The organism is Peredibacter starrii (genome assembly GCF_034259205.1).
Classification (GTDB): Bacteria; Bdellovibrionota; Bacteriovoracia; order Bacteriovoracales; family Bacteriovoracaceae; genus Peredibacter; species Peredibacter starrii.
In genome coordinates this window covers 1,255,948-1,268,084 of the sequence record NZ_CP139487.1, presented here as the reverse complement: position 1 = coordinate 1,268,084, position 12,137 = coordinate 1,255,948, and the positions used below count along the sequence as shown (strand labels likewise).

General features: G+C 43.5%; 9 protein-coding genes and 1 rRNA gene. 2 read left to right on the top strand and 8 right to left on the bottom strand.

Translation table 11 applies throughout. The features are described 5' to 3' along the window. Window positions 1-73: 73 nt before the first annotated feature. From SOO65_RS06330 to SOO65_RS06295, 8 genes are all read right to left on the bottom strand, one after another. Window positions 74-1,608 (bottom strand): 16S ribosomal RNA (locus SOO65_RS06330). A gap of 387 nt (window positions 1,609-1,995) precedes the next feature. After that, on the bottom strand, window positions 1,996-4,407 hold the full coding sequence (gene pheT, locus SOO65_RS06325; RefSeq protein WP_321398493.1) for a phenylalanine--tRNA ligase subunit beta: 2,412 nt from the start codon (window positions 4,405-4,407) through the stop codon (window positions 1,996-1,998). An 8-nt stretch (window positions 4,408-4,415) separates the two neighbouring features. Next, window positions 4,416-5,456, bottom strand: coding sequence for a phenylalanine--tRNA ligase subunit alpha (gene pheS / locus SOO65_RS06320; RefSeq protein ID WP_321398492.1), 1,041 nt, complete (start codon window positions 5,454-5,456; stop codon window positions 4,416-4,418). Between the two features lie 82 nt (window positions 5,457-5,538). After that, complete coding sequence (locus SOO65_RS06315) at window positions 5,539-6,060, bottom strand: DUF4416 family protein (protein ID WP_321398491.1); 522 nt, start codon at window positions 6,058-6,060, stop codon at window positions 5,539-5,541. Further along, window positions 6,057-7,076: a bifunctional heptose 7-phosphate kinase/heptose 1-phosphate adenyltransferase gene (locus SOO65_RS06310; protein WP_321398488.1), complete on the bottom strand. Its 1,020-nt coding sequence runs from the start codon at window positions 7,074-7,076 to the stop codon at window positions 6,057-6,059. Before SOO65_RS06310 ends, SOO65_RS06315 begins: the two co-directional genes overlap by 4 nt. Continuing rightward, window positions 7,073-7,774, bottom strand: a complete 702-nt coding sequence (cmk, locus tag SOO65_RS06305) for a (d)CMP kinase (RefSeq protein ID WP_321398487.1) — start codon at window positions 7,772-7,774, stop codon at window positions 7,073-7,075. The genes SOO65_RS06310 and cmk overlap by 4 nt, the downstream gene beginning before the upstream one ends. A 37-nt stretch (window positions 7,775-7,811) precedes the next feature. Then, a complete protein-coding gene (locus SOO65_RS06300) occupies window positions 7,812-8,135 on the bottom strand; it encodes a hypothetical protein (protein WP_321398485.1) in 324 nt (107 codons plus the stop codon). 79 nt (window positions 8,136-8,214) lie between these two features. Further along, the gene (locus SOO65_RS06295; protein WP_321398483.1) at window positions 8,215-9,060 is read right to left on the bottom strand and encodes a lytic transglycosylase domain-containing protein; all 846 of its coding nucleotides are present in this window, start codon (window positions 9,058-9,060) and stop codon (window positions 8,215-8,217) included. A 125-nt stretch (window positions 9,061-9,185) separates the two neighbouring features. On the opposite strand from SOO65_RS06295, the gene SOO65_RS06290 reads away from it, so the two are divergent. Both SOO65_RS06290 and SOO65_RS06285 read left to right on the top strand, forming a co-directional pair. After that, window positions 9,186-11,234 carry a thioredoxin domain-containing protein gene (locus tag SOO65_RS06290; RefSeq protein WP_321398481.1) on the top strand — a complete coding sequence of 683 codons (2,049 nt, stop codon included), beginning with the start codon at window positions 9,186-9,188 and terminating at the stop codon, window positions 11,232-11,234. Continuing rightward, window positions 11,218-12,135 carry a CoA transferase gene (locus SOO65_RS06285; RefSeq protein ID WP_321398479.1) on the top strand — a complete coding sequence of 306 codons (918 nt, stop codon included), beginning with the start codon at window positions 11,218-11,220 and terminating at the stop codon, window positions 12,133-12,135. Before SOO65_RS06290 ends, SOO65_RS06285 begins: the two co-directional genes overlap by 17 nt. The last annotated feature ends 2 nt before the right edge of the window (window positions 12,136-12,137 follow it).

Below are 12,137 nucleotides of genomic sequence, written 5' to 3'. Positions count from 1 at the left end.
ATTTTCTCTGAGAATGAGATGATGATGAATGGAACCGCGTTCGATTGATTGACCCTATAAGGTTTTCCTTTAAAAAGGAGGTGATCCAGCCGCAGGTTCCCCTACGGCTACCTTGTTACGACTTCACCCCAGTCATCGCTCCCACTGTAGACGCTCTCCCCCTTGCGGTTAGAGTCACGTCTTAAAATGAAAACAACTCCCATGGTGTGACGGGCGGTGTGTACAAGGCCCGGGAACGTATTCACCGGAGCGTGCTGATCTCCGATTACTAGCGATTCCAACTTCATGGAGTCGAGTTGCAGACTCCAATCCGAACTGAGGCGCGCTTTTTGAGATTTGCTCCCCCTTGCGAGTTCGCTTCCCTCTGTACGCGCCATTGTATTACGTGTGTAGCCCTAGACATAAGGGCCATGAGGACTTGACGTCATCCCCACCTTCCTCCTGGTTAACCCAGGCAGTCTCGTCAGAGTGCCCAACTTAATGCTGGCAACAGACGATAGGGGTTGCGCTCGTTGCGAGACTTAACCCAACATTTCACAACACGAGCTGACGACAGCCATGCAGCACCTCTCACTACATTCCCTTGCGGGCACCCCGTCCATTACAACGGGTTCGTAGGAGTTCAAGCCTAGGTAAGGTTCTGCGCGTTGCTTCGAATTAAACCACATAATCCACCGCTTGTGCGGGCCCCCGTCAATTTGTTTGAGTTTTAGTCTTGCGACCGTACTCCCCAGGCGGAATACTTAATGCGTTAGCTGCGTCACTGAAGGAGTCAATACCCCCAATAACTAGTATTCATCGTTTACGGCGTGGACTACCAGGGTATCTAATCCTGTTTGCTCCCCACGCTTTCGCGCCTCAGCGTCAATAGTCGTCCAGGCAGGCGCCTTCGCCTCCGGTGTTCCTTCACATCTCTACGGATTTTACCCCTACACGTGAAATTCCCCTGCCCCCTCCGACATTCTAGACTAGCAGTTTCAGACGCAGTTTCGAAGTTGAGCTTCGAGATTTCACATCTGACTTGCTGATCCGCCTGCGCGCGCTTTACGCCCAATGATTCCGAACAACGCTTGCACCCTTCGTATTACCGCGGCTGCTGGCACGAAGTTAGCCGGTGCTTATTCTTTAGGTACCATCACTTTACAGGGTATTAGCTCTGTAATCATTTTTCCCTAAAAAAAGAGTTTTACAATCCGAAGACCTTCCTCACTCACGCGGCGTTGCTGCGTCAGGGTTTCCCCCATTGCGCAATATTCCCTACTGCTGCCTCCCGTAGGAGTCTGGACCGTGTCTCAGTTCCAGTGTGTCCGATCATCCTCTCAGACCGGATACCTATCGTTGCCTTGGTAGGCCATTACCCCACCAACTAGCTAATAGGCCGCAGGCCCTTCTTTCAGCATGAGCCCTTGCGGCGCCCACTTTCTTATTACTAACGTATGCGGCATTAGCTCAGGTTTCCCTAAGTTATTCCCCACTGAAAGGCAGATTACCTACGTGTTACTCACCCGTGCGCCACTTTACTAAGGGTTGCCCCTTTTCACGTTCGACTTGCATGTATTAGGCACGCCGCCAGCGTTCGTTCTGAGCCACAATCAAACTCTCCAAGTATATATTAAAATAAAACTTAAAGTTTATTTGGTGACTCTAGATTCTTGTTTTGTTCAAGAATTAGTTCAAATTTGTTTTACAACATAAAAGACTTTCGTCTCTTAGCCGTCTTCCTGTACCGAAGTACTAAAACTTACGGAAGACTAGGCAATTGAACGGGTTCCATTCTCATCTCATCTTGAAACCCGAAGGTTTCAAAAAATTTAATCATATTCAATTTTCAAAGAGCAAAAACTTCTTATCTGAGCGTGAACTCAGCTTTAAAACTACTTGATTCGTCGTGAAGTGTTTGAGGATAATATTTATCTTCGGTTGGATCGTCAAGGGATTTTAGAATATTATTTTAAAAAAAAATTTTATCTAAAATCCCTTCTAAACAATGTCTTTTTAAGACCTTAGAGGAAACCCTGCCTTTTCAAGCACTTGCACGATTTTTTGTTCAAGGTCTTTTATTGTTTCGGCCGCCAAAGTTTTTTCAGAATCTTCGAAAACTGCACGAATCGACACAGCTTTTTGCGTTTCATTCATCACAAAAATATCCACAATCGACTTAGATTTGATTTCTTTCTGCTTTAAAGAAGAAAGTGCAGTGATAACTGCAGCTGCAGGAAGATCTTTATTCATCACGACAGTGAAATCACTCGAAGAAGATGGGAATTTTGAGAGTGGAAGATACTTAGTTTTATCTTTCACTTCTTTACTCTCAAGATCAGTAATATCAATCACTGCAAGAGTGAGATTTCCTTTCATCTTGAAGTTCTTAAGCACAAGAGGATGAACAGTATTGATCACACCGTGGAATTTACCCTGAATCTGAATGTTCTGATACTCGTGCGGATGAGTTCCATTCCAAGTAGGAAGAACAGTATTCTGGAACTTCTCGTTCTTAGGAGCGAAAACATAGTTCACATTAAGAGTAGCAAGTAACTTCTCTACTACGTTTGCTAGTTCTACAAAGCGAGAACCTTCTTTAGAGTACATACCAATTACAAGTTGGCTGCGCTCTTTACCGAAATCAAGATAGCTTCTGCCAACCTCAAAGAATGAGAATGAATCGAAGTGCTTTTGGTTATGAGCGGCCATCTCAATCGCTGAAGGAATGATCGAAGGACGCATACGATCCTGCTCAACAGAAAGAGCGTTCACGAGTACGAGCTTTTCATTCATCTCTGGCCACATCGCCTTCTCAAGAAGCTCTTTTCCTACTAGAGGATAAGTCATCACTTGAAGAGACTTCCCTTGCATAACAAGGAAGTCCTGAATTTTTCGATGGAACTTCTTAGTCTCAGAAAGACGAATGGGCTTCACTGGAAGATTAGGTGATACAGAAGTGATGTTATCGTAACCAATCATACGACCGATCTCTTCAATCAGATCTGCTTTTACACTAATGTCTTTCGTTGTTCGGTATGAAGGAACAGTTACATCATATGTATCGTTCTTCTCATCCACTTTGAAATCAAGGCGTTCAAAAATATCGCGAACGGTTTCCTTAGAAATTTCCATTCCAAGGCTGCTCACGATTTGAGAGTGAGAAATGGTAAGAGTCAGAGCTTTAGAAAGTTTATCTTCGCGAACGAACTTCTCGGGCATACCAACAACGGTTGTGCCTGGACATAGTTCAGTGATCATTTCAACCAGACGAAGAAGCGTGCGGTAGCACATATTACTATCAAGAGTCTTCTCGTAACGTTGAGAAGAATCAGTGCGAAGACCAAGACGTACTGAAGTCTTACGAACTTCAGGAGCTTCCCAGTTCGCCACTTCCAAGAAAAGTTTCGTCGTATCAGGAGTTACACCTGAATCAAGTCCACCCATAAGTCCTGCAAGTACCAGAGGTCTATCAGCATCGAAGATCACAGTATCTGAAGGAATAAGATCACGGTTTTGTTCATCGAGAGTTTGAAACTTCATCTCAGAACCCGCGCGATGAATACTTACCTTACCACCATGAATCTTTGAGCGGTCGAAGATATGGTTTGGCATACCGAGTTCAATCATCACGTAGTTAGAGATATCCACGATCAAGTTAATTGAACGAAGGCCAACTGCCTCAAGACGATTTTTAATCTTGGCCGGAGTTTCGCCCATCTTAGGAATATCAAGAGATAGACCGTAGTAAGCAAGACATGAAGAATCTTGATTCACTTCAACTTTAATTGGACTCATGGCCTTGTTAAAATTAGCCTCAACCTTCTTCTCCCACTCTGGAGTGAATGGGTTTTTAAGAGGCTTTTTGTGATTGGCCGCGAACTCACGAGCAAGACCCAGGTAACCCCAAAGGTCTGGTCTATGAGTCAGAGACTTATTATCTACATCGAGAAGGATATCAGAGTCGGCCTTAAGATACTCCGCCATGCGTGTACCAGGTTTCGATCCCGGCTTGAGAATCATAAGTCCCGCAGATTCTGTGGCAACCCCAAGTTCAACTTCCGAACAGAGCATCCCTTCAGATAAAACTCCGCGGATCTTCTTTGGTTCAAGAGTCATACCATTGGGAAGAGTCGTTCCATTCTGAGCGTAAGGAACCATGAGCCCGACAGCTACGTTTTGAGCGCCACAAACAATTTCTTTGTGTGCAGGGGCCCCGTAGTTAATAGTCACGAGGTTTAGCTTGTCCGAATCAGGGTGTGGTCTCATTGAGATGACCTCAGCAACTAACACCTTATTTAGAAATTCCCCTTTTACGATCACATCTTCCACTTCCGCCGTGGCGAGAGTGAATTTAGATCCCAGCTCTTTAGGAGAGATATCCGGAAGTTCTACAAAGTCTTTAATCCAATTAAGCGAGATAAGCATATTTAGTCCTAGAATGATTTGAATTGAGAGTTGAAACGAAGATCAGCGCCGTGAAGATGACGGATATCATCGATACCGTATCTCATCATCACCAGACGATCGAGACCAAGACCAAAAGCGAAGCCGTTGTATTTTTCAGGATCGATACCGCCGGCCTTAAGGACATTAGGGTGAACCATTCCACATGGAAGAAGCTCTACCCAACCAACTTGCTTACAAACTGAACAGCCCTTACCGCCACAGATAAGACACTTGATATCAAGTTCGAAACCAGGTTCTACGAATGGGAAGAATCCCGGACGAAGACGGACTTCTACTTCTTTCTTAAAGATTTCGGTAAGAAGAGTTTTCATGAAGTAAATGAGGTTACCTACAGAAACATTTTCACCTACCATCATACCTTCCAGTTGGTGGAAAACCATTTCGTGAGAAGCATCAGTACGCTCACAACGGAACACTTTACCCGGGCCCACGAAACGGAAAGGCGGCTTACGCTCTTTCATCCCGCGAACTTGAATGGTTGAAGTGTGAGTACGAAGAAGGTGCTTTTTATCAGCAAACCAGAATGTATCCTGCATATCACGGGCCGGGTGAGTGGCCGGAATATTAAGTGCTTCAAAGTTATGGTAATCATCTTCGATGTGTGGTCCATCCAACACCTCGAAACCCATGGAAATGAAAATATCTTCGATTTCCTGCTGAATGATAGTTACCGGGTGGTAACCAGCGGCCTGAAGGCCTTTTTCAAGCATAGAATCAGTAAGAGAAATATCGATTTTGTCTTTTTCTAGACTGGCATTAATGTCGGCCAGTTCAATCTCCTGCATCTTCTGAGAAAATAGCGCCTCGATTTGTTGCTTTAGCTCATTGGCCTTAGCACCGATGGTTCTCTTCTCTTCAGGGGTGGCGTCCTTCAAATTTTTCATCACGTCCGCAAGAGGTCCTTGCTTACCGATATATTTGGCCTTTAGGTTTAAAAGATCAGCAGTTTTGTTGATTGGGCCGAGTTCTTTGGTGAAATCATTGAGTAATGACTCAAGCACTTGCATGGGTATCCTTTTGTAAGTTCGGGAAAAAGGGTACCAAGAGGCCAACTAAATGAAAAGAAGGGAGAAAACTTTGCGCAGACGGTCAGCCATTCAGCTGCTGAAGTAAGTAGGAACGGGCCCAGAGGAAAAACTCTTTCTTCTCCTCGTCCACATAGTCCGGATAGGTCCATGGAAAAGTTTGAAGCTCGCCCTGATGAAAATAGTAGGTCAAATCAGCAAAAATGTTCTGTCCTACAAACACCCGATGAGAAAAGTTTTTCGTGGTAGCGAGGATAAAGTTTTCCAAGGACAGAAATCCTATGTCCACGTTCACCATGCGCTTGTCAGCTTTCGCCCATTTTTCTTCCCACTCTAAGCTTTGTAGTTTGGCAGTCAGAAGAAATTCACGAGGAAAGGTTTCAGAAGTGAGGCAGAAGACTCGTTTAAGTCCCTCACCCATTTCTTTTGAGTAGTAGGCAGCAAGGGGATTATTTAAGGGAGCGAAGGAGAAACCTTTACCAAATTTCTCCTCCCAGAATTGTATTAGTGATGTTTCGGAATGAAGATCCGAGCGATAAAGAAAGCTAGCGAATAGAAGACCAGAAGTTGCGACTACTGGTTTCACTGCTTAATAACTTTCCTAAGATTTTGGAAGTAATCACGAAGCTCTTCTTTAGAACAAAGAGCAGTTCCGCGTTTTCTTACCACCACACCGGCCGCACAGTTACCAACCCAACCAGCTTCTTCAAGGGTTGCACCTGAAAGAAGGGCCGAACAGATGGCAGCGATGGTTGTATCACCGGCACCTGAGACGTCGAATACTTCGTTCGCCACAGTTGGGATGATTTTAAGATCACCACCAAGTTTGGTGTCGAGCATTGCCATACCGTCAGCACCAAGGGTGATCACGAGTTTTTCAACTTTAAGTTTATCCACCAGAATATTGGCGATGGTTTCAAGCTTCTTCTCTTTGAAGTAACCAAGAGCTTCCACCATGAGTTCTGATTCCAGGCGATTTGGTTTTAGAAGAGTTGTTCCCTTGTACCAAAGCGGCGGAGTTGAACGAGATGGATCCACGGCAACCAGAAGATCTTTTTCTTTAAATTCCTGAATGATTTTTTGGCAAAGGGCCTCAGAGAAAAGTCCTTTACCGTAATCTTCGATAATCACACCTGAATGATTCACTGAAAATTCTTGAACGCGAGTAGAAACACGACGAGCAATATCTTCTTGAAGAGGATCTTTCGTTTCATAGTCTACACGGCAAATCTGCTGAGTGGCAGTTGTGACACGTTCTTTATAAGTTGTGTGGCGAGATGGATCACGAACCAGGCCCCAAGTTTTAAGACCTCTTTCTTCAAGAAGGCTCTCAACCAGGCTCGCGCGTGAATCATCACCGATAACTCCACAAAGAGTCGAAGGAACTTCGAGGCTCATGAGGTTATCACTTACGTTGGCGGCAAGACCAAGCTTGTTCCACTCTTTCGTTACTTCAAGAACCGGAACCGGTGCTTCCGGCGAAATTCTTTTAACGTCACCGAAAGTATATTTATCCACACCAAGGTCACCAACCACAAGAATTGGTTTTAGGTTTTGGAAATTAAAAAGAATTTTTTCAAATTTATCAGAAGTTAAAATCATAACAGACCTTTTCTTTCTTCCCACAGGCCGACTATCTCATCGACGATTTGTGGAATAGACTTACCTGTTGAATCAAGCTCAATTCCGTCTTCTGCTTTTTTAAGCGGAGCGATTTCGCGATTCATATCAACGTAATCTCTTTCTTTGATATCTTTAAGAATGGTTTCAAAATCAATGTCGGTTTGACCGCGAACTTTAAGTTCTTCAGTACGACGGTGAGCACGCTCTTCGGCCGAAGCAGTAAGAAATACTTTCAAAACTGCATTCGGGAAAATGACTGTTCCAATATCACGACCGTCCAAAATTGCCGGACGATCTTTTACGATATCTCTTTGCCAGAACTTCAGAAAATCTCGCACGACTTTATGGCGTGAAACTTGAGAAGCTAAACGCGATACGTGGTGCTCACGAATAACGTCAGTCAGATTCAAGTTATCCAGAAGAATTAAAACTCCAGGCTCAGGAGCAAATTGAAAACGGTGATCGTGGAAAAACTTTTCAATCAGCTGATTCTCAGCTGGTTCTAATTTTTCTTTCGTGAAATCAATTCCAGTGTGCTGAAGAGCATAGGCGGCTGCACGAAACATGGCGCCGGTATCGATATAGATGAGACCAAGCTTGGCAGCAATCATCTTTGCAACAGTTGACTTGCCGCTCCCAGAAGGTCCATCAAGTGCTATAACCTGATCTTTTTTCATAGGGCTAAATAATAGGGATTCCGAGGGACTAAGGCAATCAGAAGTCTTTTAAAAACGCGAACTCTTGAGAAAGAGTGATGCGATTGAAGAACTCCGGATGAGAAATTTTGAGGATCAAAGGATTCACCATTTCGTACAATTCACGCTTTGGATTTGTAAGGTGACTGAACTGTGACCACGTTGGGTAAGAACCAGGGGCCATCGCCATTGCGTGGTCTTCCATGATGAGTGAGAAGGCCAATAATTCTTTTAGTGAAGAAGCTTTAAGTTGTTCTTGGAAAAGTTTGAAGATGTCACGCTCTCTCTCAGGATCATAATGAGAGTAACGTCCCGAAGTGGCCTTGAATTCCTGAATTTTCATGCACAAATTCCTTCTTTCTCCTACGGTCAGGAAAAACTCGGAATTTAAGTGTGCAAGTGCTTCACGAAGTTGCGAAAGATCAGATTCTCGGGATGAAGGTGACATTCGAATTTTGGCTCAGTGTTTTAGTTATGTGGTAATAAGCCTTTAGTACCTTATTCAGGTAATGGTTATTTTTCCCTACTGGCATGTTGTTCTTGAGCTGGCTCTTCGTCCAGTAAGGTCCCATGTTATAGGCCACTGTGGCATAGTAGTGGTTATTATTAAAAGCTTCAAGCAAACCTTTTAAATAATAAATGCCTACTTCTAAATTTCTGAGTTTCCCCACGAGTGGAGAATAGCCCATATCATAAAATGATTGTCCGTATTGATAACGAAGATAGTCTTCACCACGATCACTTTCTAAGAAGATGCCCTTCTCTTTCATTTCTGCCAGAGTTTCCATATATGTCTGAGGCATCATCTGCATAAGCCCACGAGCGCCCTTCTTCGAAGTGGCCTCATGTTTAAAGTGCGACTCAGTCCACATAACAGAGAGCACCCAAAATGGATCTAGCTGGTGTTTTTCGCAGAGAATGAGAACTGGGCGAATAACTTTTTTAACTTTCTTCTGAATCTTTGGAGGGAATAGCTCTACGATGCGGGCCTCTGCCTCATCGTAAGAATTGTTCATAAAGAAACTAATGTCCCCGATGAAGAACCCTAAGCTGTCGCTCTTGAATCTGTAGGTCTTTTGACGCTTAAATCCAAAATGAAAAGTTTCTGGATAAAGCGCGCGCATGGCGAATGAACCAAACAGCACTAAAGAGAACAGAGGAATTTTGTAGGTGGAGAAGAAAGAGCTGAAGAAAGATTTCTTTGGCTTTTCCTCCGCCGAGACGCCTAGGGTCTTAAGGACGCTAGTTTCTCCGGTCGTTTGTTCCATACACCCTCGCTTATATCCAAGCCGGTCTCAAAAAGCAAATTCCCTTGACCAGCTCGGGTAACTCATTGAAGATTAGTACCAGCGATTTTACCATCCCCACAGTCCTCACCAAATTTCGAGGTTTTATGAGTGAAAATAAATTACGTTTTGAGAAATCACTATATCTCCAGCAACATGCTGAAAATCCAATTCATTGGTACGCTTACGGGGACCAACCCCTTAATAAGGCTAAAGAGCTAAACAAGCTCATTTTTGTGTCTATTGGCTACTCTTCGTGCCACTGGTGTCATGTTATGGCACATGAATCTTTTGAGAATGTGGAAACAGCTAATTACCTCAATGAGAATTTCATTTCGATCAAAATTGATCGTGAAGAATATCCTGATCTGGACCACTACTATCAAACCGCCTGTTCTATTCTTACTGGCCGTGGTGGATGGCCACTAAGTGTGTTTCTCACTCCTGATGGAAAACCATTTTTCGCCGGCACATACTTTCCAAAAGTCGGTCGCCAAGGCATGCCGGGCTTTATGGATGTTCTAAAAGAAATCAATAATTCCTATAAAGCGGATCCAGCGAAAATCCAAGAGAACGCGAACAATCTGGTGGAAGAAATTAAAAAACCTTCAAAACTGGAAAAGAAAATTGAGTTCCAAGGACACTTCCCTGCTCCATCAGCGATTATGAATGCATTGAAGAATTATGCAGATACGAAAAATGGTGGATACGGACAAGCTCCGAAGTTTCCACATTTTCCTTTCTATGAATGGGCCTGTGAGCAGATTCTTGAAGGTATGATTCCACAAGAGCAAGGTCAGCACATTGTGGAGACTCTTGAAAAGATGATGATGGGTGGAATGTTTGATCAAGTGAAAGGCGGGATTCACCGTTATTCTACTGATGATAAATTCATGGTCCCTCACTTTGAAAAAATGCTTTATGACCAAGCAGGACTTCTTAAAGTTCTTTCTAAATTAAGTCAGTTCTATCCGTCTCCAGTGATCTTTGATGGTATTCTTCAGACCCTTGATTATCTAAAAACGGAAATGGTTTCAGATGATAATTACTTCTTCAGCGCTCAGGATGCTGACTCTGAAGGGACTGAAGGCCTTTACTTTACGTTCTCGAAAGAAGAGTTTGAAGCGAGTTTTGAAGATGCTCCACCTGAACAAAAAATCAAACTTGATCAATATCTCAGTATGTTCAATATCACTGAGAAAGGAAACTTCGAGCACGGTCTTAATGTCATTTCTCTTAATTCAGCAATGAAAGAGAAGTTTTATACTCCAGACGGATGGCAGGAAGTGCGTGATATTCGTCGTCGATTGCTCGAACAAAGAAAGCTTCGTATTCCACCTGCAACAGATCGTAAGGGTCTTTCAAGCTGGAACTACATGCTTCTCTCTGCTCTAACAGACGTGGTTCAATACTGCCCGGTAGATGCAATTCAACATCAAGCGGTTCAATTAATTCAACAAACAGTTGAAGGCTGTCTTACACAATTCATTAAACTGGATGAAGGAAGCGGCAGACACTTGATGAAACACACAAACACCATCGAGAAACAACCGCTTTATCTGGAAGACTATGTGAACTTCTGTGAGTCTCAATTAAGACTTTATGAAATCACAGGTAATGAAATCTTTAAGAAGAACGCACTTGAGTCGCTGGATTTCACTCTGGCGAACTTTGTAAAAAATGGTGAAGTTTATACGACTAACATCGCAAACAAGAATCCGGGAATTGAAAATCTTCCGGCTCCACTGTTCGATCAGTCTTATCGTTCATCGGTCATGACTTTAATTCACTTACTCACAAGATGCAGTGTCTTTAAACCAGAGCTTTCGCCTGAGATAATGTTCAAAGAAAAGTATGCTGAATATGCTCAGTTCATCCTGACAAATCCTCTGGGCCATGGTGAAGGTCTGCGTGCCATGACCTACCCACTGAATATCTTCCGCAAGGTAGAAGTGCCTATTGAATGGCTTGAGAAACCAGAGTTTCTTGAAATTAGAAATCACTTCTTCTCGCGTTTTGTGATGGATTATCACAAGCGTGGAGATGACTCTTTCCAGATTTGCACGAAAGAAGCTTGTGAAGTGACAAACAAGGGAATCGAAAAGTTCCAGGAACTTTTTAAGATGAAAGAAAATCAAAATGCTGAAGGGAATTAAAATTCTTGATTTCACTCATCGACTTCCAGGACCATTGGCCGGAAAAATTCTTTCCGACCTCGGAGCTGAAGTCATTAAAGTGGAAGACATCAAGCACAGAGACCCCTTTCTTTCAGGTATGTTTTCTGAATTTGATCGGAGTTTTGAGTCCTGGTATGAAGAACTGAACAAGAGCAAAAAAGTTCTGCGTTTTGATTTTAAGGACCCGAATACGAAGGGCGAAATTCATAAGCTTCTAGAGGGTGCTCAGGGACTGTTGTTATCACTTTCTCCCAAACTAAAAGCAAGTTTGGGACTGGATGATGAGACTCTCAAAGGGCTTAATGTCGCGGTCGTGGAACTTGAAGCTTCTTCAACTCATAATAAGGCCATGCATGATTTAAATGCCCTTGCGATTAGCGGGTATTTGTCCCTTCATGTGGCCCACGAGACGGATGCGATTGTCGCTCCTCCATTCTTGCCAGTGGCGGGAATTGCTTTCGGGCAACAGGTGGCGACACAAATGTTGGCGAATATAATTGAAGCTTCACGTTCGAAGGGATTCGTTAAATCAGTCAGTTATCTTCATGACACTGCGGATTCAATTCTTCATCCGTTCTGGTCTAAGACGCTGCGTGACCAAAAAAAGACGAAATTCCTGCATAATGGGGCCTATCCATGCTACTCTCTCTACCGAACTCAGGACGGTCAATACGTAGCGGTCGCAGCTGTAGAGGAGAAATTCTGGACAGACTTAATTGCGACTTTTGGAATTAACCTGCCGCTTGAGAGAAGATTTGAAACGAACGAAGAAGCTTTCAATGTCGTTGCTAGTACGTTTGCCAAACTAACTGCCAACGAGATAGAAAGTAGATCACAAAACAAAGAACTATGTTTATCAATAGTCAGAAAGATTAGCTGACC

Excerpts from the sequence above, each read along its gene's own strand:
- SOO65_RS06295 (WP_321398483.1), bottom strand. The coding sequence starts at position 9,060 with ATGGAACAAACGACCGGAGAAACTAGCGTCCTTAAGACCCTAGGCGTC.
- cmk (WP_321398487.1), bottom strand. The coding sequence starts at position 7,774 with ATGAAAAAAGATCAGGTTATAGCACTTGATGGACCTTCTGGGAGCGGC.
- pheT (WP_321398493.1), bottom strand. The coding sequence starts at position 4,407 with ATGCTTATCTCGCTTAATTGGATTAAAGACTTTGTAGAACTTCCGGAT.
- pheS (WP_321398492.1), bottom strand. The coding sequence starts at position 5,456 with ATGCAAGTGCTTGAGTCATTACTCAATGATTTCACCAAAGAACTCGGC.
- SOO65_RS06285 (WP_321398479.1), top strand. The coding sequence starts at position 11,218 with ATGCTGAAGGGAATTAAAATTCTTGATTTCACTCATCGACTTCCAGGA.
- SOO65_RS06300 (WP_321398485.1), bottom strand. The coding sequence starts at position 8,135 with ATGAAAATTCAGGAATTCAAGGCCACTTCGGGACGTTACTCTCATTAT.
- SOO65_RS06310 (WP_321398488.1), bottom strand. The coding sequence starts at position 7,076 with ATGATTTTAACTTCTGATAAATTTGAAAAAATTCTTTTTAATTTCCAA.
- SOO65_RS06290 (WP_321398481.1), top strand. The coding sequence starts at position 9,186 with ATGAGTGAAAATAAATTACGTTTTGAGAAATCACTATATCTCCAGCAA.